The sequence below is a fragment of the Massilia niastensis DSM 21313 genome (assembly GCF_000382345.1).
GTDB lineage: Bacteria > Pseudomonadota > Gammaproteobacteria > Burkholderiales > Burkholderiaceae_D > Telluria > Telluria niastensis.
In genome coordinates this window covers 32,280-57,311 of record NZ_KB908118.1, presented here as the reverse complement: position 1 = coordinate 57,311, position 25,032 = coordinate 32,280, and the positions used below count along the sequence as shown (strand labels likewise).

The following is a 25,032-nucleotide window of genomic DNA, read 5'->3' as shown; positions in this document are numbered from 1 at the left end:
CTCGGCTGCTGCTTGCATCACCTTGAGCAGGCGTTGCCAAGTGCCGTCGCGCGACCAGCGAACAAACCGGTCATAGCAGGTTTGCCAAGGCCCGTAGCGGGCAGGTATGTCGCGCCAGGGCGCTCCTGTGCGCAAACGCCAAAGTATTCCGTTGATCACATGCCGATGCTCGACATAAGCATGGCCATGGTAGGGATTGGTGGGCAAATGGGGCTCCAGCTGCCGCCATTGCTCTTCAGTCAAGTCTGTCCGGCTCATCGCTTTACGACCTCCAAAAGCGTCGTCCAAGTCGATAAAGTCTAGTCCTTTGGGACCACGAACATCAACCGCATTGCCAGCCGTAGCGTAACGCAACGAACTTTGGGCCCCGGCCTGCGCCGGGCGACGGTCTTACGGCTGACGGCTGAACACAGTCAGACAGACCCTAGCGGGTATCCAGTTCCCACCAGCCGGGCATCAGCGCACGAATCCCGGGCTGGGCGAAGCGGTCATCGATCAGCCACACCACGCCATGATCGAGCTCGGTGCGGATCACGCGCCCGGCCGCCTGCACCACCTTCTGGATGCCGGGATACAGGTAGGTATAGTCATACCCGGCCCCGAACATCGCCTGCATCCGCTCGCGCAGCTGCTCGTTGACCGGATTCACCTGCGGCAGCCCAAGGGTGGCGACGAAGGCCCCGATCAGCCGGTCTCCCGGCAGGTCCACGCCCTCGCCGAAGGCCCCGCCCAGCACTGCGAAGCCGACCCCGGCGCCACCGGGCGCGAAACGGTCGAGGAAGCCCTGGCGCTCGGCCTCGCTCATGCGCCGCTCCTGGCGGAAGACCGGGATGTCCGGATGGCGCCGGGCCACTTCGGTGTACACCTGCTCCAGGTAGTCGAAGCTGCTGAAGAAGGCGAGGTAGTTCCCGGCGCGCCCGCCGTACTGGCGCGCCACCAGGTCGGCGATCGGACCCACCGAGGCCGCGCGGTGCTGGTAGCGGGTCGAGATCCCGTTCGCCACATGCACCTCCAGCTGGCTGGCGCGGAACGGCGATTCGACGTCGACCCAGACGGTATCAGGCGGCATGCCGAGCAGGTCGCAGAAGTAGTTCCAGGGACTCAAGGTAGCCGAGAACAGGGTGGTCGAGTGGGCCAGCGCGAAGCGCGGCGCCAGGAACGGGGCCGGCACCACGTTGCGGATGCAGATCACGGAATCGCGCACCCCCGCGCGCGTCAGGTCGCACAGCGAGTGCTCGCCGAAGGATTCGGCCAGGCGCTGGAAGTGCAGGGCGTCGAAGTGGAAGCGCTGCAGCTCCGGGTCGAGCGGACCGGGATGCTCGGCCAGGTAGTCGTTGACCGTGCTGGTGGCGTTCTGCAGGGCGTTCAGGAGCTTTTCGGGCACTTCCGGCAGCACCTGGTAGGGCGCGGGCGCGGCCTTGTCGGTGTCGGTCCAGGCGCGCCCGACCCGTTCCAGCGCCTTCTTGAGCAGCGGCGGCGCTTCGGCGCGCGCCGCGCGCAGCAGGGTGCGGTCGAGTTCCGCCGTGTACATCGAGCGGGCGCGCGACACCATGTTGTGGGCCTCGTCCACCAGCACGCTGGCCTTCCAGCCATTGGCGAGCGCCAGCGCATACAGCATGGCGCCGCCGTCGAACCAGTAGTTGTAGTCGCCCACTTCCACGTCGGCCCAGCGCGCCATCTCGCTGCCCAGGTAGTAGGGGCAGACCTCGTGCGCCAGCGCGACCTCGCGCAGCGCCTCGCGGTCCAGCAGCGGTACTTGCGCGGCGGCCGTGCGCGCGGCCGGCAGGCGGTCGTAGAAGCCGCGCGCGAGCGGGCAGGAATCGCCCTGGCAGGCCTTGTCCGGGTGCTCGCACAGCTTGTCGCGCGCCGTCAGTTCCAGCACCCGCAGCGGCACGGCTTCGGTACCGGCGCCGAGGCTGGCCGCGGCGTCCAGCGCGAGGCGCCGGCCCGGCGTCTTGGCGGCCAGGAAGATCAGCTTGTCCAGTCCCTGCTGCGGCATCGCCTTCAACGCCGGGAACAGGCTGCCGACGGTCTTGCCGATGCCAGTCGGGGCCTGCGCCAGCAGGCAGCGTCCGCCGGCATTGGCGCGGTACACGCTTTCGGCCAGCTGGCGCTGGCCGGGACGGAAGTCGGCATGGGGAAAGCGCAGCTGGCCCAGCGCCGCGTCGCGCGCCGCGCGGTGCGCCGCCTCCTGCGCGGCCCAGGCGGAGAAGCGCTGGCACAGCTGTTCGAAGTGGGCCGCCAGCCAGGCCGCGTCGCGGGTCTCGCGCAGCACCGTCTCGGCGCCGCTGCCGATGTCGTAGTAGACCACGGCCAGGCTTACTTCCGGCATGCCGAGTTCGACGCACATCAGGTGCCCGTACACGCGCACCTGGGCCCAGTGCAGGTGGCGATGGTTGTCGGGAATCGACTCGACCTTGCCGCGATGGGTCTTGACCTCTTCGATCAGGTTCTCGTCCGGATCGTAGCCGTCGGCGCGGCCGCGCACGCGCAGGTCGTTCCACTGGCCCGACAGCGACACTTCGCTGCGGTAGTTGGCGCCGCGGCGCGAGGCGACCACGGCATGGCCGGCGATGCCTTCCTGGGCGCTGGGCGAGGGCGTGAAGCGCAGGTCGAGGTCGCCCTGCTTGGCGGTGAACTCGCACAGGGCGCGGACCGCGACGGTATAGCTCATTGGAACCTCGATAAACCGTAGCGAGCGGCAGCAATGTTGGCCGAGAAGCGCAGCTGTACGAGAAGTGCAGCGAGCATCGCAGGCCGACAGTGCAACGCGCAGCAGGTTTTTCGAGGTTCCGTCAAGCGGCCTGCTCCCATTGCAGGTAGCACACCGTCACCGGCATCTGGTGGGTGGCGCAGTACTCGATCCAGCGCAGCTGGTTGTCCTGCAGGCGGTCGCCGGGACCCTTCACCTCGATCATCGTGTAGCGGCCTTCCAGTGGCCAGAACTGGATCAGGTCGGGGAAGCCGGTGCGGTTGTCCCTGACGTCGGCCAGGATGCGCTCGCACCAGCGGCGCAGGTGAGCCGCCGGGATGCAGGCCAGCGCCAGTTCGAGCAGTTCCTCGCTCAGGGCGTCCCAGTAGACGAAGGGCGAGGCCAGCCCGGCCTTGTCGGCGAAGTTGCGGCGGATCGTGTCCCGGTAGCTGCCGTCGTCGAGCTGGGCCAGGCAGGCCTCGAATTCGGCGGCGCGGCGCTGGTGGAAGTCGGCGCTGTACAGGTCGGCCGGGCCGCGATGGAAGGGGTGGAAGAAGGCCCCGGGAATCGCGGCGAACACGGCGCGCCAGCACAATAGCCCGAACAAGGAGTTGGCAAGCGCGTTCTCGACGTAGAACACGGGCGCATGGTCGTCCGCTCCCGCCAGATGGTCGCGCACCACGCCCTCGACCCACCAGTCCCCGGCCGGCAGCGGCAGGCGCAGGTCGAGGCGTGCGATGTCGGCCTTGCCGCGCGCGGCCAGCCTGGCATGGCCGAGGCGGCGCGCCAGGCGCGGCGCGATGCGCAGCAGGTGCTGGCGTTCGGCTTCGCTTTCGGGCGCCGCCTGGGCCTGGGTCAGCAGCGCGTGGGCCTCGCCGAAGCGCTCGGCCTTTTCCAGCACCCGGATCGCGCGTCCGCGCGCGCCCGGATAGCGGCAGCGCGCATACAGGCCGTGGGCTCCGTCCCAGTCCTTCTGCTTTTCGTATTGCTGGCCGATCTGGAACAGCAGTTTCTCGCGCCGGCTCTCCAGCCAGTCGTTGTCGAAGGCGTGCAGGGGCAGCGCCTGCACCACCTCGTCGAGCGGCTCGCCGGCGGCGAAGCGTTCCTTGCAGGCGTGCATCTGGAGGTAGTGCTCGATGTCACGGCGCTGGCGGAAACCGCGCGAGGCGCTGGAGAACTCGACCTGCTCGTAGCGGAACACGCCGAGGTCGGACAGCACGAACTCCGTCCAGTCCTGGTGCAGGTTACCGAAGAAGATCAGGCGCAGGCGGTCGCACAGCGGCTTGACCAGGATGCGCAGCGCACGATCGCTGCAGTCGGGATGCCAGTGCGAGAAGCGGCGGCTGTCGGGGAAGGCGGCGCGCAGGGCCTCGAGCTGGTCGGCCTTGCGCGCGCCCTTCCGGGGCAGCTGCTGCTGGAAGACGGCGCCGATCTCGGGCTTGAGCAGCAGCTCGAACAGTTCGTCGAGCGTCAGTTCGGGATCGGCCTCGACCCAGCCGGTCGGCAGCAGGTGCTGGGCGGCCTCGACCGGACAGCCGATTTCCGCATAGCTGAGCTTACTGGCGCGGAACAGTTCTCCCTTGCGCATGACCATGCGCACGAGCAGCGCGCGCGCATTGTGCGGCAGGGACGGAAAGGCGGCCAGGAAGGCGCGTTCCTCCTCGACCAGCAGGTCGTCGTAGCGTTCGCCGATCCAGTCGAGGACGCGCTGGAAATTATCCAGATAATAAAACTCGTTTTCCAGGACCCTGATCATGACGGAACGCCTTACTGTGCTTATGTACAGTATAGCGTTTCGAGACATGATCACCCAGCAGTTTCCTCCGGAAACTCTTTGCGCGCGGACTTTTTACCACGTCAAGGGCGGGGCGGCCGAGGACGGCAATTGTCATCCGTGCAAGCGGGCGCTTCCTCGCCTGGCGCCTCGGCGTGGCCATTCGCGTACACGATGAGGGCCGAGATCAGGGCGACATCGCTGTCCACCGCCGGTTCGGCCGGACGGACGGGCGCTGCGGCGCGCGCCTGGCGCACCGGCTGGCGCGGCGCGGTTCGCGCCGCCGCCGGACCGGGCCGTGCCGTCGGCGCGGGACGGGCATCAAGCTTGGCCGCGGCCGGCGGCCGGACCGGCGCCGGCACCACGGCCCGTGCCGGCCGTGGCGCCGCTTTCGGCTCTTCCAGCAGGCGTAGCGGCGGCGGCTCGGGCGGCGTCTCGGCGACCAGGGCCGGCGCCTGCGCCACCGACCGGGCCGGCCCGAGGACGAGCGTCTCGGCCTCGGCCACCGGCTTGCCGTTCCCGGCGGCCAGCCAGGCCAGTGTCCCCGCCAGGGCGATCGCGACCAGCGCGCTGGCCGCATACCAGGCCAGCCGCGCGGCGGGACGCGTCCCGTGGCGGCGCGGGGAGTCGCGTTCGAGCTTGGCGAGGATGCTGTCCTCGGCGCCGGCGCGGTGCGAGGCCGACATCAGGTTCGGACGGGTGAAGGCGGCTTGATGTTCGTCTGATGGACGCACGGCAATACTCCTAAGATGGGCTTTCGCTGTGCTGATTAGAAACAATCTCGGGAGTATCGATGCTGATTTTTGTCGCCCTTCTGTATGTTTCCCTGGTGTCCGCCCTGATCTGGCTTGTCCTTTTTCCAGGCGGGCGCACGGCGCTGGCGCGCGGCTGGTCCGGCCTGCGCGCGGTGCTGGAGCGGCGCGCGGACCGGCTGCGCCATGTGGGCGGGCGCTATGCGGGCGCCATGCGCGGCACGCTCGGACCCGGCCTGCGCGAGCGGCTGGCGGCCGCGGTGCGGCGCCACAAGGTGCTGCTGGCGATCGGCGTGCCGGCGGTGGCGATCCCCTCGCTGCTGGCGCTGGCGCTGAGCAGTCCGGGCATGCTGCCGGTCTACGAGAGCAGCGAGGCGCTCCCCGATGCCCAGGTGGCGGCCCTGCTCAAGGGCGAACACCTGGTGCCGCCGGTGAGCCTGCCGCCCGTCGCCTTCACCACCCGCGAAGTGGAGCTGGTGCGGCCGCTGCTGGTCGACGCCAGCCGCAACTGGGGCCTGCTGCGTCCCGATTTCAGCCAGCGGCTGCTGCTGGCCTTCAAGATCATGAAGGAACGCCACGGCTACGACATGGCGCTGCTGGAAGGCTACCGCAGCCCGGCGCGCCAGGACATGCTGGCCCAGGCCGGCGGCCACGTCACGAATGCGCGCGCCTTCCAGAGCTGGCACCAGTACGGCCTGGCCGCCGACTGCGCGTTCTGGCGCGACGGCAAGCTGGTGATTTCGGAAAAGGACCCGTGGGCCATGCGCGGCTACCGGCTGTACGGGGAAGTGGCCGAATCGCTGGGGCTGACCTGGGGCGGGCGCTGGACCATGATGGACTTCGGGCATACGGAATTGCGGCTGCGCGGCGTGATGCTGCGTTGATGCTTCCGTGAATCTTGCGCATGCTCAATGCAGCGCGTGGCGGCCGTGCGAGCATTTCCTGTAGGACTCTCTCCGCAACCCTCTCTACCGGTTCCCGTCATGTCCAGATTCTGGCAGTTCCTGACCGGCAGGCGTGTGCTTGTCGCGATCGGCGTAGCCGCGCTGGCGGCCATCCTTGTGGCCGGCGCCGAAGCGATCGGCATCGGAGTGATCTGGGCCGCGATCGCCGGCCTCGTGCTGCTCGCCTGCTGGGGCCTGTGGTGGGGCGTGCGCCGGCACCTGCATGCCCGCGCGGCGCGCCGGCTGGGCGAGGCCATCGCCCAGGGCGAGGGCGGGGACGGGGCGCCGATCGACGCCGGCAGGGGCGAGGTGGCGGTCCTGCGGCGCGACCTGGCCGAGGCCATCTCCACCATCAAGACCTCGAAGCTGGGCTTGATGCGCGGCGCCGCGGCGCTCTACGAACTGCCCTGGTACATGATCATCGGGAACCCGGCGGCCGGCAAAAGCAGCGCCATCGTGCATTCGGGACTGAGCTTCCCGATCCCCGGCAACAAGGCCCTGCAGGGCGTGGGCGGCACCCGCAACTGCGACTGGTTCTTCACCACCGACGGCATCCTGCTCGACACCGCGGGACGCTATTCGGTGCAGGACGACGACCGCGCCGAGTGGTTCAGCTTCCTGGACCTGCTGCGCCGGCACCGCAGCCGCGCTCCGATCAACGGCATCCTGATCGCGGTCAGCGTGGCCGAGCTGGTCGCGGGACCGGCCCAGGCCTCGCACGAACTGGCCAAGAACCTGCGCACCCGGGTGCAGGAACTGACCGAGCGGCTCGGGGTGCACGCGCCGGTCTACGTGATCTTCACCAAGGCCGACCTGATCGCCGGCTTCAGCGACTTCTTCCACGACAGCGAGCGGGCCGAGCGCGAGCGCATCTGGGGCGCGACCCTGCGCTACAACCGGCGCAGCGTGCCGACCGACGTGCTGGGCTTCTTCGGGCAGCACTTCGACGAACTGGTCGACGGCCTGAAGGAGATGAGCCTGGCGAACATGGCGGCCAACCGCAGCACCGGCATGCGTCCCGGCGTGTTCACCTTCCCGCTGGAGTTCGCCGCGATCAAGACGCCGCTGCGCGCCTTCCTCTCCACCCTGTTCGAGGAAAACACCTACCAGTTCAAGCCGGTGTTCCGCGGCTTCTACTTCACCAGCGCGCTGCAGGAGGGCAGCGTGCAGGACCTGTCGAGCCGGCGCGTGGCCAGCCGCTTCGACCTGGCGCTGCGCGAGCAGCGGCACGCCGAGGCGCCCGAGCAGTCGGGCTACTTCCTGCTCGACCTGTTCCGCAAGGTGATCTTCGCGGACCGCGAGCTGGTCAAGCGCTACACCAATCCGGCGGCCGCGCGCTGGAAGCTCGCGGCCTTCTTCGGCGCCACCATCCTGCTCGGGGCCGCGATGGGGGGCTGGTCGTGGTCGACCATGGGCAACCGCCAGCTGGTCGCCAACGTGCAGTCGGACCTCGACAAGGTGATCAAGCTGCAGAACGGGCGCATCGACCTGCAGTCGCGCCTGGAGGCGCTCGACATCCTGCAGGACCGCATCGCCCAGCTCGAGCGCTACCGCGACGACCAGCCGTGGGCGCTGGCCTTCGGCCTGTACCAGGGCGGGACACTGGAGCGCAAGCTGCGCGACGAATACTTCGCCGGCGTGCGCGCCGTCATGGTCGAGCCGGTGGCGGGCGCGCTGGAAGCCATGCTGCTTGAGGTCAACGCCAACGCGGCCCGGCTCGACCCGGCCGAGCAGGTCGGCACCCCGGCCGGCACGCCGGCGGCGAAACCGGGCCAGCCTTACCAGGATGTCTCGCCCACCAATGTCGGCGACGCCTACAACGCCCTCAAGACCTACCTGATGTTGGGCGACAAGCGCCATGCCGAGCCGGGCCACCTGAACGACCAGCTGACCCGCTACTGGCGCGGCTGGCTGGAAGCGAACCGCGGCAGCATGCCGCGCGAGCAGATGATCCGCAGCGCCGAGCGGCTGCTGACCTTCCACCTGTCGCAGATCCACGACCAGGCCTGGCCGCAGATGAGCCTGAAACTCAGCCTGCTGGACAGCACCCGCGAGCACCTGCGCCGGGTGGTGCGCGGCACGCCGGCGCGCGAGCGCGTCTACACCGACATCAAGACCCGCGCCGCGACCCGCTTCCCGGCCATGACGGTGGCGCGCATCGTCGGCGAGCAGGACCAGGGCCTGGTGGCCGGCAGCCACGCGGTGAGCGGCGCCTTCACCCGCGAAGCCTGGGACCAGTTCGTGCTGGGCGCGATCCGCGACGCCTCCAACAAGGAACTCCAGACCACCGACTGGGTGCTCAGGACCGCGGCGCGCGACGACCTGACCCTGGAGGGCAGCCCGGAGCAGATCCAGAAGGCGCTGATCGACCTGTACAAGGCCGACTATGCGAAGGAGTGGATGAAGTTCGTGCAGGGCGTGGCGATCGCCGACCTGAAGGGCTTCGACGCCAGCGTGCAGGCCATGAACCGGCTGGGCGACCCGCAGGCCTCGCCGATCGCCAGATTGCTGCGCACGATCCACGACCAGACCGCATGGGACAACCCGGGCGCCGCGCGCGTCAGCTTCGGCAAGACCGAGCGCGGACTGCTCGACTGGTTCAAGGAAGTCGTGCTGCGCCGTGCGCCGGGCGAGGCGCGCACCCTGGCCAACGCGGTCGATCCGGCCCAGCTGCTGGCGCAGCAGCAGCAGGGGACGGGGCCGATCGGCCGCGAATTCGCCGGCGTGGCGCGCCTGGTCGGCGCCAGGGAGAAGGAAGCCTCGCTGATGACCGGCTACCTCGACGCGCTGTCGCGCCTGCGCACGCGCCTGAACCAGCTGAAGAACCAGGGCGACCCCGGCCCCGGCGCCAAGCAGTTCATGCAGCAGACCCTGGAGGGCAGCGGCTCCGAGCTGGCCGACGCGCTGCGCTACGTCGACGAACAGATGCTGACCGGGATGAGCGACAGCCAGAAGGCGGCACTGCGTCCGCTGCTGGTGCGCCCGCTGGTGCAGACCTTCGCCATGATCGTGCTGCCGTCCGAGGCCGAGATCAATAAGACCTGGCAGGCGCAGGTGATCGAGCCGTTCCAGCGCGGCCTGGCCACCAAGTACCCGTTCGCGCCCGACTCGCGGGTCGAAGCCACTCCCGGCGAGATCGGCCAGCTGTTCGGCCCCGAGGGCGCGGTCGCCACATTCGTCAACACGGCCATGGGGCCGCTGGTGGTGCGGCGCGGCGACGTGCTGTCGGCGCGCACCTGGGCCGACCTCGGGATCCGGCTCGCGCCGCAGGCGGTCAGCGCCTTCCCCGGCTGGGTGGCGCCGCTGTCGAACAACGGCGTGGCGGCGTCCGGCGGCGCCCAGACCGTGTTCCAGGTGCAGCCGCTGCCGGCGCCCGGCACGCTCGAATACACGCTCGAGATCGACGGCCAGCAGCTGCGCTACAAGAACACCCCCTCGAGCTGGACCAACATGGTGCATCCCGGACCGCAGGGGATGGCGGGGGCGCGCATCACGGCGGTGGCCTTCGACGGGCGCACGGTGGAGCTGTTCAACGAGCAGGGCCAGTTCGGCCTGAAGCGCATGATCGAGGCGGCGCAGCGCAAGCGCAAGGAAGACGGCTCGTTCGAGCTGCGCTGGACCTCAGGCAGCGTGTCGGTGTCGGTCGACCTGAAGATCGTCAGCAGCGCAGAAGCGAACGGCAGCGGCGACGCGCGCGCCCAGGGCAGGGGCTTCCACGGCATGCGCCTGCCGCCGACCATCGTCGGGCGCGAGATCGCGGCGCCGCAGGTGGCCGCCGTGGGAGGCGGGCCGTGATGCGCGCGGACCGGATCGGCTACTTCGGCAAGGTGCCGGCGCGGGCCGACTTCGTCAAGCTGGCGCACGATGCCGCGGCCATCAGCATGCTGGACCAGTGGCTGGCCCAGGTGATGACCCTGCTGCCTTCGGATGCGCGCTGGCGCCTCAACTACGACGCCATGCCGCCGGTGAGCTTCGCCCTGGTCGGGCCGGCGCGCCGGCATGCGGTGGCCGGCCACCTGGTGCCCAGCCACGACCAGTCGGGGCGGCGCTTCCCCTTCCTGGCCACGCGCACGCTGGAGGTGGACGACCCCGCGGCTTTCGTCGCGCGCTGCCCGCTGGCCTTCGCGCCGCTGTGGCTGTTCCTGGAAGAGATCTGCCCGCAGGTCCTGGAGGGAGGCGATCCCGCGCCCCACCTGCAGGCGATCGCCGACAGCGCGATCGCGCTCGGCGACGAGGATGCGCTGGCGCGCCTGCTGGCCGCGGGCACGGTCGGGTCGCTCGATGCGCTGCTGGGCGAGGGAGGGCGCGGGGGCGGCGCCGCGCGCCTGGTGCTGGCGCTCGGCCTGCTGCTGCAGCCGGTGATGCACAGCCAGCCGGCCGGCCTGCAAAAGAGCCTGGTGCTGCCGCTGCCGGGCGCGGCGCGCGAGCGCCACGCGGTGGCGGCCTTCTGGCTGGAGCTGGTGGCGCCCTTCCTGCGCCGTTCCGGGTTCGACCTGGCCCTGTTCCTGACCCGGCTGGAGGGGCGGCCGGTGCTGGTGATCGGGTTTTGCAGCGCGCTGGCCGAGACCCTGCGCGCCGTGATCGACCCGCTGGTCGGGGCCGAGCTGCAGGTGCGCCTGAGCGACACCGGCTGGATCGACGAACAGCTGCAGTTCGACCTCGACGTGCGCGAACTGGCCAGCCATCTGGCCCAGCCCGGCCTGCCTTTGCTGCTCGCGCGCGAGCTGTTCATGAAGACTTTCATCGGAGCCTGAAGCGTGAAGATCCCAACCTTGTTGTTGCTGGGCTGCCTGGCCGCAGGCAGCGCCGGGGCCGAGCCCGGGCCTCCCATCGTGGTCAGCGGCACCGTGGCCGACGAGGCGAGCAAGTCGGCGCTGCTGGAGCGCCTGCGCACCCTGTACGGCCCGGCGCGGGTGGTCGACCAGCTCGCGGTCGGCACCGTGGCCACGCCGGCCAACTGGAACGAGTACGTGCAGCGGCTGGTGGGGCCGAACCTGAAGCTGATCAAGGGCGGGCAGCTCAAGATCGAGGGCAACACCATCAGCCTGCGCGGCGATGTCGCCAGCGAGGCCCAGCGCCAGCAGATCGCGGCCGACTTCGCGGCCAGCCTGAATCCGACCTACACGGTGAACAACGGCCTGCGGGTGGCGGTGTCGGAGCAGGGCGTGCTGGATGCGGCGCTGGCGGACCGGATCATCGAGTTCGAGTCGGGCAAGGCGACCTTGACGCCGGCCGGAACCGAAGTGCTCGACCAGATGACGGCGGCGATGCGCAAGCTCGCGGGCGTCAAGGTGGAGGTGATCGGGCATACCGACAACGCGGGTTCGCGCGCGGGCAACCTGTCGCTCAGCCAGGCGCGGGCGGAGGCGGTCAAGGCCCATGTGGTCGGGCAGGGAATAGCGGCGGAGTCGATCGCGGTGTCGGGGGAAGGGCCGGACCGGCCGGTGGCGGACAATCGCACGCCGGAGGGCAGGGCGCGCAATCGCCGGATCGAGTTCAAGGTGATCCAGTGAACGCCTGGCGTCCCCGCCTTCGCGGGGACGCCAGACTCAAGGCAGGGTAATCGTCACATGCGCCGCCTTCGGCGGCAGCTTCACCAGGTCGTTATACCTGGCCATCGCCGTTTCCGTATCGTTCGCCAGCACCGTCCTGAACCCCAGGAAGGCCCCCAGCCCCGCCAGCGTCACCAGCGCGCCCAGCACCCACAGCGACAGGTCGCTGCGCAGCCGGTTGGCCACCTGGTCCGGCCTGTGCGCATGCGGCGCGAACCCGCGCGTGCGTCCGCGCATGCGGGCGATCTCGTCGCCCAGCCGCGCCACCAGGTAATCCAGCTTGTCGCGTCCATCCAGCGCATAGCGCCCCTGGAAGCCGAGCAGCAGGCACATATGGAACACTTCCAGCGCCTCGACATGCAGCGCGCCCTTGGCCCTCAGGTCTTCCAGGCGGTGGAAGAAATGCTCGCCCGCCAGCTGGTCGCCGAACACGCGCAGCTGCAGCGGGCGCGTCTCCCAGGCTTCGCGCACCTCGTAGGTCGAGCGCAGGATGATCTCGTCCACCGCCGAGCAGAACGCGTACTTGGCCGCCGTCACATCGTCGGCCGGGATGTCGAGCGCCTTGGCGTTGCGGTCGACGTCGCCCAGGAACTGGGTCATGTTGTCGGCGAAGGCGCCCTTGTCCTGCGGCCCGCAGCCGTTCTTCAGCAGGAACAGGGCGTAGAAGCCCTCGTACATGATGTCGCTGAGGCGCTGCGGACGGGCTTCGACGGCCTGCGGCGCGGCGCGCCGTTCGACGAAGGCGCTCATGCGGCCACCGCGATCAGTTCCAGCTGCAGGTCGCGGATCCCGTTCGGCACGAACACCGAGATCGCCTGCGACTTGAGCATCGCGTCATACAGCGCGCCCCGGTTCTCGAGCAGGAAGTAATAGGTGTCGGGCCGCACCGGAATCGCCGCCGGCACCTGGGGCGCATGCACCAGCCTCACCCCGGGCAGCGCCGACAGCACGAACCTGTCGACGTCTTCCGGCGCGCCCACCTTGAACTGCAGCGGCACCACGTCCACCAGACGGAGCGCCGGCAGGTCGGCCGACACCGCCAGGTAGAGCGTGGTCTGGGCGTTGATCTTGCCCGAGTCGAGCGCCCCCAGGTGGTACGAGGGCCGCTCGTTGTGCAGGGCCACCGTGAAGTAGCGCGCCGAGATCACCGTGTCGAGCAGCTCGCGGATGATGCCGTCCAGGCGCGCGAACTGGGGACCCGGGTCGGCATGCACGTAGGCCGGCAGGTCTTCCAGGCGGAAGCTGCGCGAATACGTCATCAGGCCGCCCGCCAGCCCCAGGAGGGCCGCGAACAGGCGCTCCGGATGCAGCTCGCGGTGGTTCAGGTAGTGCGACAGCTCGGCATAGCCCATGCTCGCGGTGTGCAGCAGCCAGAACGAGGACATGTCGCCGCCGCGGATCTCGACCACGTTGCGGCTCGGCTCGCGCAGGTGGCCGTACAGGGCGTTCACCTTGGCCAGCAGTTTCTCCATCAGGCGCGCCAGGTTGGTGTGCAGCGCCGGCACCGCGTCGATCGCCAGGCTGGGCGCGATGAAGGAGGGATCGATCTCGAAGCCGCCGGTCGCCACCCGGCGCAGGCGCACCAGCGGGAAGCTCTCGAAGGATTCCAGCGCCTCGCTGTCGGCCACCAGCCGCAGCGACTTGCGCAGGAAGGTGACCGGGGCGTCGGCGGCCTGGGTGAACAGGTCCTGGGTCTCGCGCTCGTGGCGCGCGAAGCGCAGGTCGCCGGCGTCCTCGCCGGTCGCGCAGTTCTCGCCGTAGACCTTGAGCGCGGGCAGGGCCGCGTGGAAGCTCACGCTCTGCACCGAGTGCGGCAGGTCGCCGAGGCGCACCGGCAGCGGCAGGGCGTCGGCTTCCGGCGCCCGGATCACTTCGCCGTCCGGGAACAGCAGCGACAGTTCGTCGATGCGCAGCACGTCGTTGCGCAAGGCCTCGTGGTCGATCGCCAGCCGGCGCACGCCCCAGGCATACGGATGCAGGGCGCCCACGGTCTGGTTCAGCCGGGTTTCATGGTAGCGGTCTTGTTGCTGGAAATGTTGGGGGCGAAGAAACAGCCCCTCGCCCCATAGCACCTTGGATGGCATGCTCACGTCGACCTCGCAATGACTTTTTGAAATTGCTAGCTTGCAGGAAATGGATGTGCATTCATTGACAGCGCACAGACGCCAGCGTGGTGGCGGCGCCGACCGTCAGCGCGCAGGCGTGCAGGCCGAGGGTGATGCCGTCGCGTTCGGCATCAAGGACGCTGAAAGCGGCGCGCCAGCGTCCGCCAGCGGGGCGGTGGAACAGGGCGACGATGCCGACATGGCTGGCCTCGCGGCTCACCTTTTCCGCGATCTCGTAGCGCTGGCCCGGCACCAGCATCACTTCGCGCACCTCGACCAGGTCGGCGCCCAGGCTCGCGCGCTCGGCCTGCGGGTCCAGGAAGGCGGCGTAGGGCGCCTGCTCGAAGGCGGCCTTGTGCCGCAAGCTGTAGACGCGCACCGCCAGCGCCAGCGGCTGGCCGCGGCTGTCCAGGTTCAGGCGGCTGGCGGCGTGCAGCTTCACCGGGACGGTGCGCGGCGGCTTGTAGGCGTCGGCCAGCTCGGCTCCTTTGCGTAATCCGATCGCATCGAGCGCGCCGCCGCAACCGGCCAGCAGGGCGAACAAGGCAAGTGCAGCCGGGACGCGGATGGTGGACATGTGTTCTCCGAAGAATGATTGGCCTGGGTCAGCGTGGATTGAACCGGATTGGCGTGCGCATGCGCTGAGCGGGCGCAAAGTCCGGTCGCATCAGTGCGCTGAAGGGCGAACTCATCGTTGATTGACAGCGCACAATTTGTTGCCGGCGGGCTTGCGAATAATGGTGGCTTGTTCACAATCCTGGAGAGCGAGCAATGATCTGCAAACGTCTGATGCCCCTGGTGGTCGTGGCCGCAGCCCTGGCCGGGTGTGCGTCCGGGCCGGAGGCGGGCGGCTCGACCTCGGTCGCGGCCGACAATGTCTTCTCCGAAGCCGACGCGGCGCTCGCCGCCGGGCAGGGCGAGAAGGCGATCTCGCTGCTCATGGCGGCAAGCAGGGCCCATCCGGTCGACAAGAAACCCTGGGTGCGCATGGCCCAGATCCGTTTCGACGCCAGCCAGTACGGCGAGGCGATCAGCCATGCGCAGGAAGCGCTCGAGCGCGATCCCGACGACACCCTGGCCTACAGCATCCTCGCGGTCAGCGGGCTGCGCGTGGCCAGCAAGGCGCTGGCCGACCTGACCCGCAAGAACAACCTGCAGGGATCGGTGCGCAGCGAGGCCCAGGACCTGGCCAAGCTGCTGCGCAACAGCCTGGGCGAGGAAGTGCTGGTCTCGCAGCGCCCGGTGGCGCGCAAGGATCCGCCGCGTCCGAAACCGGGGCCGGCGCCCGCCGTGTCCGTGCCGCCGCCGCGTCCCGGCGGCGCCAGCGCCGATCCCTTCGGTGCACTCAAGTAAATCCCGCTTCCCCATCCCAGGAGTCGACATGGCCAAGAGTGAAAGCGTGCAGAAGCGCTTGCAGAAGGTGCGCGCCCCGCGCGTGCAGATGACGTATGACGTCGAGATCGGCGACGCCCTCGAGAACAAGGAGCTGCCCTTCGTGGTGGGTGTGGTGGGCGACTTCGGCAACGACCCCGGCGCCGAGAAGAAGCGCCTGAAGGACCGCAGCTTCGTGAACGTCGATGCCGGCAACTTCGACGAAGTGCTCGGCGGGGTGGCGCCCCAGGCCAGCTTCAAGGTCGACAACCACCTGGGGGCCGAGGGCGGCCAGTTCGCGGTGCAGCTGCAGTTCCGCGAGATGGACGACTTCCGCCCCGAATCGGTGGTGCGCCAGGTGGCGCCGCTGGCCGGCCTGCTGGAGGCGCGCAACAAGCTGGCCGACCTGCGCAACAAGCTGGCCGGGAACGACAAGCTGGAGGATCTCCTCAGCGAAGTGCTGGGCAATACCGAGAAACTCGACAGCCTGCGCAAGCAGGGCAAGGAGGACTGAGATGACGGCGGTACTCGACACGGCAAACCTCCGGGACGCCCAGGCGGCGCCCGAACTGGACACCGCGCTGCTCGACCGGATCGTGGAACAGAGCAGGGTGGCGAAATCGAGCAGCGAGCATGAGCGGGCGCGCGACCTCATCTCGGAACTGGTGACCCAGGTCATGCAGGGCACCATGGTCATCTCGAACAACCTGTCGGCGACCATCGACGCGCGCCTGGCGGAACTGGACCGCATGATTTCCGAGCAGCTGTCCGCCATCATGCACGCGCCCGAATTCCAGAAGCTGGAGCGCAGCTGGACCGGCCTGCAGTACCTGGTGCAGAACAGCGCCACCGGCGCCGGGCTGCAGGTGCGCATGCTCAACGCCACCAAGCGCGAGCTGGTCAAGGACTTCCAGTCCGCCATGGAATTCGACCAGAGCACCATGTTCAAGAAGATCTACGAAGAGGAATTCGGCAGCTTCGGCGGCGCGCCCTACGGCACCCTGATCGGCGACTTCGAGATCTCGCGCCAGCCGGAGGACATCTACTTCCTGGAGCAGATGTCGCACGTGGCCGCCGCCAGCCACGCGCCCTTCATCACGTCGAGCGCGCCGGAACTGTTCGGGATCGAGGATTTCGGCGAGCTGGGACGGCCGCGCGACCTGGCCAAGGTGTTCGACACCGTCGACTACGCCAAGTGGAAGGCCTTCCGCGAATCCGAGGACGCGCGCTACGTCGGCCTGACCCTGCCGCGCTTCCTCGGGCGCCTGCCTTACCACCCGGCCGACGGCATGACGGTCGAGGGCTTCAACTATGTCGAGGACGTGGACGGCAGCGACCATTCGAAGTACCTGTGGTGCAACGCGGCCTACGCCTTCGGCGCCCGCCTGACGCGCGCCTTCGAGGACTATGGCTGGTGCGCGGCGATCCGCGGCGTCGAGGGCGGCGGCCTGGTGGAGAACCTGCCGACCCATACCTTCAAGACCGACGAGGGCGAGGTGGCGCTGAAGTGCCCGACCGAGGTCGCGATCACCGACCGCCGCGAGAAGGAGCTGTCGGACCTCGGCTTCATCTCGCTGGTGCACTGCAAGAACACCTCGTACGCGGCCTTCTTCGGCGCCCAGTCGGCGCAGAAGGCGAAGAAGTACGCCAACGAGGCGGCCAACGCCAACGCCGTGCTGTCCTCGCAGCTGCAGTACATCTTCGCCGTCTCGCGCATCGCCCACTACATGAAGGCCATGATGCGCGACAAGATCGGCAGCTTCGCGTCGGCCGCCAACGTCGAGGATTACCTGAACCGCTGGCTGACGCAATACGTGCTGCTGGACGATAACGCGAGCCAGGACCAGAAGGCCCAGTTCCCGCTGCGCGAAGCCAGCGTGCAGGTGTCCGAGGTGCCCGGGCGGCCCGGCGTGTACCGCGCGGTGTCCTTCCTGCGCCCGCATTTCCAGCTCGACGAGCTGTCCGTTTCGCTCCGGCTGGTCGCGGAGTTGCCGCAGTCGACCAAGAACTAGACGTTTCCTCAACCACGAATGGAATGGAGTAGAACATGGCAATCGACGTATACCTGCAGATCGACGGGATCAAGGGCGAATCGCTGGACGACCGCCACCGCGACTGGATCGAATGCACCTCGGTCCAGTGGGGCGTGTCGCAGCCGCGATCGGCGACCGCCTCGACCAGCGGCGGCCATACCGCCGAACGCTGCGAGCACCAGGAAGTCATGCTGACCAAGCTGGCGGACCTGTCCTCGCCGATCCTGCTGCAGACCTGCTCGGCCGGCAAGACCATCCCGAAGGCGAAGTTCGAGTTCATGCGCGCCGACGGGCAGGGCGAGCGCGTCAAGTATTTCGAGATCGAGCTGGAGAACGTCCTGATCGGCGGCGTCGCGCCCAACGTGGCCGAGGGCAGCATCATCCAGGAGCAGGTGGGCCTGAAGTTCTCGAAGATCAAGTGGAAATATACGCAGCAAAAGATCGGCGGCGGCACCGGCGGCAACACCTCGGGCGGCTGGGACCTGGCGGCCAACAAGATCGTCTGAGGCGGCGCCGGCCACTGTACCCCGCGCCGGCCGGCACTGGGCGCGGTGGCCTTTATTTGATTCGGGGTCAGGTCTGTCATTCGGACATCGACGCACGACCCTTGCGAAATCTCAGAACGGTTTCAAGGATGCTGAGACTTTTTTTTCCTCTTTCCGACATGGTCCGTGATGCGCGGATCGCGGTGAAGAATGAGAGCCGAGCATGGACGAGTTTGGAATAAATAAAACCAGCATTTTGAGGTAGAGCAAAGGTGCTCGCTCGGTGTCCGAATGACAGATCTGACCCCGAATGCGGACTTCCCGCTCATCCTTGAAGAACCATTTATTTATTCTTCGGAGAAATCATGAACGGCTTCCAGCCCGGACTGCTCGACCGCCTCATGGATGAACGCAGGGACGAAGCAAAGGGCGCGCCCTTCAACCTGGAACAGCTCAAGGACAGCGTGGCGCGCGACCTCGAGGCGCTGCTCAATACGCGCGTCGCCTTCGGCGCGGGGCGCCTGGCCGGCTACCCGGCGGCGCGCGCCTCCATCCTGCACTATGGCCTGATCGACGTCGCGGCCTTCTGCCTCACCAGCAGCGTCGACCGCGCCGCCGTCTGCGCCAGCCTGAAGGATGCGATCGAGACCCACGAGCCGCGCCTGCGCGAAGTCAGCGCCTCGCTGGAACAGGGCGGGGGCGGCGTCAACCGGCTCAACTTCGCCATCCACGCCCGCCTGGCCGTCGATGCGCTGGCCGAGCCGGTCAACTTCAGCGCCGTGCTGCAGCCCTCGTCGCTGCACTACGCGATCCGGCGCGGCGCCCGCCCCGCGCGCGGCTGACACGCTGATGCGATGACGTGACAAACCTCCCACCACAAGGACGCGACACGATGGACATCAACCTGAAGACCCTGATCGGCAAGCTGAACGACACCACCCGCGCCGCCGCCACCCGCGCCGCGTCGATCTGCGTCGGCCTCGGTCAGTACGAGGTCGACATCGAGCACCTGTTCCTCGGCCTGCTCGAGGAACCGGACGGCGACCTGGCCGTGATCGCACGCCAGTGCGACATCAGCCTGACCGGCCTGGAAGCTGACCTGCGCCAGGAGATCGCGCGCTTCGCCATCGGCAGCGCGCGCACGCCGGTGTTTTCCAGGCGCCTGCCGCTGCTGTTCGAACACGCCTGGCTGATCGCCTCGCTGGGCAACGGCCAGCCGAACCGGATCCGCGGCGCCCACCTGCTGCTGGCGCTCTTGACCGAGCCGTCGCTGGCCCAGCTGGCGCAGCGCGCCTCGCGGCTGTTCGGCCAGTTCCCGGTCGAGCGCCTGAAGCACGATCTGGAGCGGCTGGCGCGCGGCTCCCGCGAGGCGCAGGACGCCATGGCCGGCGAAGCGGAAACGCTGCTGGATCCGGCGTCCGAGCTGGCCGCGGGCGGAACCCGCGCCACGCCCGCGCTCGACCAGTACACCAGCTGCCTGACCCAGCGCGCGCGCGAGGGCAAGGTCGACCCGGTGATCGGCCGCGACGGCGAGATCCGCCAGGCGCTCGACATCCTGATGCGGCGGCGCCAGAACAACCCGATCCTGACCGGCGAGGCAGGGGTCGGCAAGACCGCCGTGGTCGAGGGGCTGGCGCTGCGCATCGCCGAGGGCGAGGTGCCCGAGGCGCTGCGCGGGGTCGAGATCCACACCCTCGACATGGGCCTGCTGCAGGCCGGGGCCAGCGTCAAGGGCGAGTTCGAGAACCGGCTGAAGAACGTGATCGAGGAGGTCAAGCGCAGCCCGCACGCGATCATCCTGTTCATCGACGAGGCCCACACGATGATCGGCGCGGGCGGCGCCGCCGGCCAGAACGACGCCGCCAACCTGCTCAAGCCGGCACTGGCGCGCGGCGAGCTGCGCACCATCGCCGCCACCACCTGGGGCGAGTACAAGAAGTACTTCGAGAAGGACGCCGCGCTGGCGCGCCGCTTCCAGGTGATCAAGGTCGAGGAACCGGACGAGGACACCGCCTGCGCCCTGCTGCGCGCAATGGCGCCGCTGATGGAGCGCCACTTCCATGTGCGCGTGGTCGACGAGGCCATCACGGAAGCGGTGCGCCTGTCGCACCGCTACATCAGCGGCCGCCAGCTGCCGGACAAGGCGATCAGCGTGCTCGATACCGCCTGCGCCAAGGTGGCCCTGGGGCAGAGCGCCACCCCGGCCGTGCTGGACGACTGCACGCGCCGCATCGAGCGCATCGACGCCGAGGCCGGCGCGCTGGGGCGCGAGGCCAGCGCGGGTAGCCCGCATGCGGGCCGGCTGGAACAGCTGCGCCGGCAGCGCCTGGCCGCCCTCGACGAACAGCAGGGCTTGCAGCGGCGCTGGGAGGAAGAACGCCGGCTGGCCGCCGAGATGGTCCGGCTGCGCGGCGAACTGGAAGGCGGGAAGGGCGATGCGGGACAGCTCCAGGCCGCGGCCGCGCGCCTGCGCGCGCTGCAGGGCGAGTCGCCGCTGGTGCCGGTGCAGGTCGACGGCCATACGGTGGCCGGGATCGTCGCCGGCTGGACCGGCATACCGCTCGGACGCATGGTGAAGGACGAGATCCGCACCGTGGTGAAATTGCAGTCCATGCTGGACGAACGCATCCTCGGGCAGCCGCATGCGAGCGGCGTGGTGGCCCGGCGCGTGCGCACCGCGCGCGCCAACCTGGACGACCCGGACAAGCCCAAGGGCGTGTTCCTGTTCGTCGGCAGTTCCGGCGTCGGCAAGACCGAAACGGCGCTGGCGCTGGCCGACATCCTGTATGGCGGCGAGCGCAAGCTGGTGACGATCAACATGAGCGAATACCAGGAAGCGCACAGCGTCTCCGGCCTGAAGGGTTCGCCCCCGGGCTATGTCGGCTACGGCGAGGGCGGGGTGCTGACCGAGGCGGTGCGCCGCAATCCCTACAGCGTGGTGCTGCTCGACGAGGCCGAGAAGGCGCACCCGGACGTGCTGGAGCTGTTCTTCCAGGCGTTCGACAAGGGCGTGCTGGACGATGCCGAAGGGCGCCAGGTGGACTTCCGCAACACCATCATCATCCTGACCTCGAACGTCGGCTCCAGCCAGCTGATGGGGGCGTGCCTGAACAAGGCGGCAGCCGAACTGCCGGCGCCGGAGCAATTGGCCGAGCTGCTGCGGCCCGTCCTGGCGAAGCACTTCAAGCCGGCCTTCCTGGGCCGATTGACGGTGGTGCCGTTCTATCCGATCCGCGACGAGGTGCTGGCCAACATCATCCGCCTGAAGCTCGAGCGCATCGGCGCGCGCGTGATGGCCAACCACCGCGCCCGCTTCGACTACGACGACGCGCTGGTGGCGGCGGTGCTGAACCGCTGCACCGAGGTCGATTCCGGCGCGCGCAATGTCGACCATGTGCTGAACGGGACCCTGCTGCCCGAGATCGCCGACAGCGTGCTGGCGCGGATGGCCGAGGGCGGCGGCATCGCGCGGGTCAAGGTCGGCGCCACCAGGGCCGGCAAGTTCAGGTACGCGGTCGAACCGACTTAAGGGGGACGCATGCTGAACATCGAAGCCCTGCTGGCCCCGGTCAGCCCGGACCAGCCCTGCGGCGAGGACCTCGCGTTCTCGCCCGAGGTCGACGAGATTGCACGCGCGCGCCAGGCCGACGATCCGTCGCTGGAGCAGGGCGCCTGGGTCACGGCGCTGAAGGAAGCCGACTGGAAGTTCGTCGGCAAGCGCTGCGCGCTGCTGATCGAAGCGCGCAGCAAGGACTTGCAGCTCGGCGTCTGGCTGGCCGAGGCGAGCGCGAAGACCGGCGGCGCGGCCGGCCTGGCGCAGGGCCTGGGCCTGTTGGCCGCCCTGTGCGAACGCTACTGGGACGGGCTGTATCCGCTGGCCGACGAGGATGGCTTCGAGCGCCGCATCGGCAACCTGGCCTGGATCGCGGCGCGCACGGCGCCGCTGGTGAAAGGCATGCGGGTGGTCGAAGGCGGCGCGGCCACGCTGCTCGACTGGGAAGCGGCGCGCGCGCATGGCGGCGAAGGCATGGCGGAACTCGAGGCGGCGCGCGCGCGCAGCCCGGCGGCCTGGCGCCAGGCGCTGCTGGCCGACCTCGACGCCTGCCTGGCGGCGCTGGACGAGCTGGAGCGGGTGCTGGATGCGCGCCTGGGCATCGACGGTCCCAGCTTCAGCCCGGCCCGCGCGGCCTTGCGCGACCTGGCCGATGTCGTGCGGCCGGGGGAGGGCGCCCTGCCCGTGGTGCATGAAGGAGCGGCGCCGGGAACCTTGCCGGCGCCGCGGCCGGCAAGCCTGCCGCTGCCGGCCGAGGGGCCGCTCCAGCACCGCGAGCAGGCGCTGGCCCAGCTGCGCCAGGTCGCGCAATTCTTCCGCCGCACCGAGCCGCACAGCCCGGTCGCCTACCTGGCCGAAAAGGCCGCGCGCTGGGGCGAGCAGCCGCTGCACGCGTGGCTGCGTTCGGTCATCAAGGATGACGCGTCGCTGGCGCGGCTGGAGGAATTGCTGGGAATCGAGAAAGAGGAGGCGCCATGAAAAAAGATGTCACCGAAGCATTTCGGTGACATCGTCGTTCAGGGGGAAGCGTGTCAGCCGCTGGTGGTCTGGTCCGCCGCCGGCTTGTCCATGCCCGGTGTGACCATCGTGCTGGCGCGCTCGAACTGCGCCTCGACGTTCTGCACCGCCTGGCGGGTGGCCTGCGTCACCTGCTCATAGCCCTTGAAGGCGTTCTCGATCGCGGCCTTGATGATCTCGACCGCATTCTCCTGGCCCGGCTTGACGTTCTCGGTCACGTCGTAGATCAGGGCCGACAGCGTGGTCTTGGCTTCCGCCACGTGGGTATCGGCGGCATGGCGGAATTCCTCGTGCATCTCGTCGATGATGGCCTTGAGCTGGGCACGGTACTCGGTGGCGTTGGCCATGCCTGGCTGCATGCGCGCGGCCAGCGCGTCGAGGGCGGCCTTCGGATCGCGCGCCTGGGCGGCGGTCTTGCCTGCCTCGAGCGTGCCTTCCATCGAGCTCTTCGCGGCATTCATGTTCAGGGCCACGACCTGTTCCACGCCCTTGACCGTCTTGCTGGCCAGGGCGTTGAAGGTCTGCATCTGGAGGTCGAACAGGGTTTTGGTGGCGTTTGCAAACTGCTCCGGGCTGGTAAACATGGGGGTCTCCTCAGTGGATGGATGTTATGACGGACGAGTTGCGTGTTCCTCCTGCATTATTTAACAACAATTCGTTTTTCGCAACGCGCATCCTTGTAGGGACCGCTTGACTTCTGCCAACCCTCGCCAAGGGGCGTCTGGGAACAGGCGATGGCGCCATTGGCGGTGCTGCGCCACTGGTACCAGGGCGCCGGTGCGGCCACGGCCGCCGAGGCCAGCGCCACACTGATGACTAAAAGAATGGATTTCATGGTAGCACCAGCTTAACCCGACCGCCTCGCAAGTCAAGCACGGCGTTGACCTTCCCATGGTGGGAAGGTGTATTCTTCTCCGGGAAACAACAGGAGAGCACGATGGACCATGCACATTGCCCCCCGGCCGCCAGCTTCAACATCGGCGACGCCGCCCGCGCCTCAGGCGTCTCGGCCAAGATGATCCGCCACTACGAATCGATCGGCCTGATCGGCGCGGCGCGGCGCACCGGCGCCGGCTACCGCGTCTACACGCAGCAGGACGTGCAGGTGCTCCAGTTCATCCACCGCGGCCGCGCGCTCGGCTTTTCGCTCGACCAGATCGCCAACCTGCTGGCGCTGTGGCGGGACAAGGGCCGGGCCAGCGCCGACGTGCGCGCGCTGGCCCGCACCCATATCGAGGAGCTGGACCGCAAGATCGCGGACATGGAAGCGATGCGCCGCACCCTCGAGCACCTGGCCGCCTCCTGCCATGGCGACCAGCGCTCGGACTGCCCGATCCTGGACGACCTCGCGGCTCAGGACGGCGATGCGGCCGCTCCCGGCAGCGTATCGAAGTCGGGAAAGCGGGAAGTCCGGTACAGCGGGGGATAGGCGTCCGGCACTTGCGCCAGCAGCCCGTGGGAGGAATCGAGCAGCGCGTCCCAGCCGACGATGCGGTGCGCCTTCAGCTTGCCGGTGCCATCGAGCACGATCAGCGACACCCGCTCGGCCTGCGGCAGCAGGGCGGCGACGCCCTGGGTCCAGGTCGTGATGCTGAATTCCTCGCCGGTCTCGTCGACCCGCATCACCTTGTAGCGCGCGACGTGGAGGTCGGCGCCGTCCTGCTCGTGGCGCTCGTCCAGCATCTCCTTCTGCATCCCGTAGTCGGAGGCCAGGAAGCGCCGGTGCAGCCGGGCCAGGCGTTGGCGCACGGCGGCGTCCTCCGGCAGGGTGTCGACCACCCTGCCGTCCTCGAAGCGGTAGAGCAGGGCCGAGACATAGCGCGGCTCCACGTCGGCGCACTGGTCCGCCAGTTCGAGCATCCGCAGCACGGCCCCGGTATCGGCGCCGGAAGCCAGCAGCAGGCTGCCGCGGGTCGGCACCATCGCCACCGGGCGGGCGCCGGCGACACGGTGGGCCAGGTCCGGCAGCAGCAGGCGCGAGGAGTCGAAGGCATCGTTCCAGGTGCCATGGAAGACGCCGGGCACGATCTGCTCGAAGCGGTCGACGGTGGCGTCGCGCAGGTTGTCCATGGCCGCGGCCATGGCGGTGTCGACATCCACGCCCCAGCGCGCCAGTTCGTCCTGCGAGATGGTTTGCAGCGCGTCCTTGCCGTCGTAGGCCAGCATCAGGCTGGTATCGCTGCTGAACGGGAGCGTCACGACCTTGTGCCCCTCCACATCGAGTTGCCCCAGGCGCATGTATTCGAGCAGGCCGCGTCCGCGCAGGATCGGCATCAGGCGCTTGCCGGCGGTGGCGAAGTCGGGCGGCATGGCGGGCGGCGTGAAGACTTCGATCCACTTCTCCATCAGCTGTACCCGGCCGGCACGCGGCGTGGTGCAATAGGCATGATAAAAGTTGTCGAGGTTGACGACGCTGTGGCCGTCGGCGCCGATCAGCAGGCGAAAACCCGCCGCATCGAACCGGATGGGTTCGGTGACACCATTCTCCGCGGCAAAGCGGGCCATGAGGGCGCCGAACTTTTCGCGCGATGGCGGACGGTTGAACAGGAAATCGAGCAGGCCCATAAGTTCTCACTGTAGTGCAATGGACGGCCGAAAACGCAAAACGCCGTAATCCTTTTGCAAAGATTACGGCGTTTTGCGGGATTTTTCATCCGGTAGAGTTTGGTGCCCACGGAGGGACTCGAACCCCCACACCTCGCGGCACATGGACCTGAACCATGCGCGTCTACCAATTCCGCCACGTGGGCACTG

The 25,032-nt window shown here is 68.8% G+C and carries 22 protein-coding genes and 1 tRNA gene; 12 read left to right on the top strand and 11 right to left on the bottom strand.

Translation table 11 applies throughout. From position 1 onward, the window contains the following. From H162_RS33395 to H162_RS32820, 4 genes are all read right to left on the bottom strand, one after another. Nucleotides 1-258, bottom strand: a 258-nt coding sequence (locus H162_RS33395) for an IS5 family transposase (protein WP_229452172.1), incomplete at its 3' end; no start/stop codon positions are given. 166 nt (nt 259-424) lie between these two features. After that, nucleotides 425-2,674: an ATP-dependent DNA helicase gene (locus H162_RS0121510; RefSeq protein ID WP_020655566.1), complete on the bottom strand. Its 2,250-nt coding sequence runs from the start codon at nt 2,672-2,674 to the stop codon at nt 425-427. Between the two features lie 121 nt (nt 2,675-2,795). Continuing rightward, the gene (locus H162_RS0121505) at nt 2,796-4,448 is read right to left on the bottom strand and encodes a VRR-NUC domain-containing protein (RefSeq protein WP_020655565.1); all 1,653 of its coding nucleotides are present in this window, start codon (nt 4,446-4,448) and stop codon (nt 2,796-2,798) included. 101 nt (nt 4,449-4,549) lie between these two features. Continuing rightward, on the bottom strand, nt 4,550-5,200 hold the full coding sequence (locus tag H162_RS32820; protein WP_020655564.1) for a hypothetical protein: 651 nt from the start codon (nt 5,198-5,200) through the stop codon (nt 4,550-4,552). A 59-nt stretch (nt 5,201-5,259) separates the two neighbouring features. On the opposite strand from H162_RS32820, the gene H162_RS0121495 reads away from it, so the two are divergent. From H162_RS0121495 to H162_RS0121480, 4 genes are all read left to right on the top strand, one after another. Further along, complete coding sequence (locus H162_RS0121495; protein WP_020655563.1) at nt 5,260-6,102, top strand: M15 family metallopeptidase; 843 nt, start codon at nt 5,260-5,262, stop codon at nt 6,100-6,102. 99 nt (nt 6,103-6,201) lie between these two features. Further along, nucleotides 6,202-9,957: a type VI secretion system membrane subunit TssM gene (gene tssM / locus H162_RS0121490; protein ID WP_020655562.1), complete on the top strand. Its 3,756-nt coding sequence runs from the start codon at nt 6,202-6,204 to the stop codon at nt 9,955-9,957. After that, complete coding sequence (gene tagF, locus H162_RS0121485) at nt 9,957-10,916, top strand: type VI secretion system-associated protein TagF (RefSeq protein WP_020655561.1); 960 nt, start codon at nt 9,957-9,959, stop codon at nt 10,914-10,916. The genes tssM and tagF overlap by 1 nt, the downstream gene beginning before the upstream one ends. A 3-nt stretch (nt 10,917-10,919) precedes the next feature. Beyond that, nucleotides 10,920-11,675, top strand: coding sequence for an OmpA family protein (locus tag H162_RS0121480; RefSeq protein WP_026354917.1), 756 nt, complete (start codon nt 10,920-10,922; stop codon nt 11,673-11,675). 36 nt (nt 11,676-11,711) lie between these two features. On the opposite strand, the gene icmH is transcribed toward H162_RS0121480, so the two are convergent. The 3 genes from icmH to tssJ are packed head-to-tail and all read right to left on the bottom strand — an operon-like array spanning nt 11,712 to nt 14,396. Next, nucleotides 11,712-12,464 (bottom strand): type IVB secretion system protein IcmH/DotU, encoded by a 753-nt coding sequence (gene icmH, locus H162_RS0121475; RefSeq protein ID WP_020655559.1) that lies wholly within the window; start codon nt 12,462-12,464, stop codon nt 11,712-11,714. After that, a complete protein-coding gene (gene tssK, locus H162_RS0121470; protein ID WP_026354916.1) occupies nt 12,461-13,804 on the bottom strand; it encodes a type VI secretion system baseplate subunit TssK in 1,344 nt (447 codons plus the stop codon). Before tssK ends, icmH begins: the two co-directional genes overlap by 4 nt. A 55-nt stretch (nt 13,805-13,859) precedes the next feature. Continuing rightward, nucleotides 13,860-14,396 (bottom strand): type VI secretion system lipoprotein TssJ, encoded by a 537-nt coding sequence (tssJ, locus tag H162_RS0121465; protein ID WP_020655556.1) that lies wholly within the window; start codon nt 14,394-14,396, stop codon nt 13,860-13,862. A 194-nt stretch (nt 14,397-14,590) separates the two neighbouring features. On the opposite strand from tssJ, the gene H162_RS0121460 reads away from it, so the two are divergent. The 7 genes from H162_RS0121460 (at nt 14,591) to tssA (ending at nt 22,239) form a co-directional block, all read left to right on the top strand. Next, nucleotides 14,591-15,172 (top strand): tetratricopeptide repeat protein, encoded by a 582-nt coding sequence (locus tag H162_RS0121460; RefSeq protein ID WP_020655555.1) that lies wholly within the window; start codon nt 14,591-14,593, stop codon nt 15,170-15,172. A gap of 28 nt (nt 15,173-15,200) precedes the next feature. After that, nucleotides 15,201-15,704 carry a type VI secretion system contractile sheath small subunit gene (gene tssB / locus H162_RS0121455; RefSeq protein ID WP_020655554.1) on the top strand — a complete coding sequence of 168 codons (504 nt, stop codon included), beginning with the start codon at nt 15,201-15,203 and terminating at the stop codon, nt 15,702-15,704. A gap of 1 nt (nt 15,705) precedes the next feature. Next, entirely contained in the window at nt 15,706-17,202 is a 1,497-nt protein-coding gene (gene tssC / locus H162_RS0121450; protein ID WP_020655553.1) for a type VI secretion system contractile sheath large subunit, read from the top strand. 35 nt (nt 17,203-17,237) lie between these two features. Beyond that, nucleotides 17,238-17,729, top strand: coding sequence for an Hcp family type VI secretion system effector (locus H162_RS0121445; protein WP_020655552.1), 492 nt, complete (start codon nt 17,238-17,240; stop codon nt 17,727-17,729). A gap of 344 nt (nt 17,730-18,073) precedes the next feature. Next, nucleotides 18,074-18,550 (top strand): type VI secretion system baseplate subunit TssE, encoded by a 477-nt coding sequence (gene tssE, locus H162_RS0121440; RefSeq protein WP_020655551.1) that lies wholly within the window; start codon nt 18,074-18,076, stop codon nt 18,548-18,550. A 50-nt stretch (nt 18,551-18,600) separates the two neighbouring features. Further along, nucleotides 18,601-21,237 (top strand): type VI secretion system ATPase TssH, encoded by a 2,637-nt coding sequence (gene tssH, locus H162_RS0121435; protein ID WP_020655550.1) that lies wholly within the window; start codon nt 18,601-18,603, stop codon nt 21,235-21,237. 9 nt (nt 21,238-21,246) lie between these two features. After that, nucleotides 21,247-22,239: a type VI secretion system protein TssA gene (gene tssA / locus H162_RS0121430; RefSeq protein ID WP_020655549.1), complete on the top strand. Its 993-nt coding sequence runs from the start codon at nt 21,247-21,249 to the stop codon at nt 22,237-22,239. Between the two features lie 53 nt (nt 22,240-22,292). Here the strand turns inward: tssA and H162_RS0121425 are convergent, their stop codons facing one another. Beyond that, the gene (locus H162_RS0121425; RefSeq protein ID WP_020655548.1) at nt 22,293-22,862 is read right to left on the bottom strand and encodes a phasin family protein; all 570 of its coding nucleotides are present in this window, start codon (nt 22,860-22,862) and stop codon (nt 22,293-22,295) included. Between the two features lie 56 nt (nt 22,863-22,918). After that, nucleotides 22,919-23,113 carry a hypothetical protein gene (locus H162_RS33390; RefSeq protein WP_084677083.1) on the bottom strand — a complete coding sequence of 65 codons (195 nt, stop codon included), beginning with the start codon at nt 23,111-23,113 and terminating at the stop codon, nt 22,919-22,921. 102 nt (nt 23,114-23,215) lie between these two features. On the opposite strand from H162_RS33390, the gene cueR reads away from it, so the two are divergent. Continuing rightward, on the top strand, nt 23,216-23,707 hold the full coding sequence (cueR, locus tag H162_RS0121420; protein WP_020655547.1) for a Cu(I)-responsive transcriptional regulator: 492 nt from the start codon (nt 23,216-23,218) through the stop codon (nt 23,705-23,707). On the opposite strand, the gene H162_RS31480 is transcribed toward cueR, so the two are convergent. Further along, nucleotides 23,632-24,843: a DUF1444 domain-containing protein gene (locus H162_RS31480; RefSeq protein ID WP_020655546.1), complete on the bottom strand. Its 1,212-nt coding sequence runs from the start codon at nt 24,841-24,843 to the stop codon at nt 23,632-23,634. The two genes, cueR and H162_RS31480, sit on opposite strands and share 76 nt — an antisense overlap. 100 nt (nt 24,844-24,943) lie before the next feature. Next, nucleotides 24,944-25,028: transfer RNA gene (locus H162_RS0121410), tRNA-Leu, on the bottom strand. Nucleotides 25,029-25,032 lie beyond the last annotated feature (4 nt).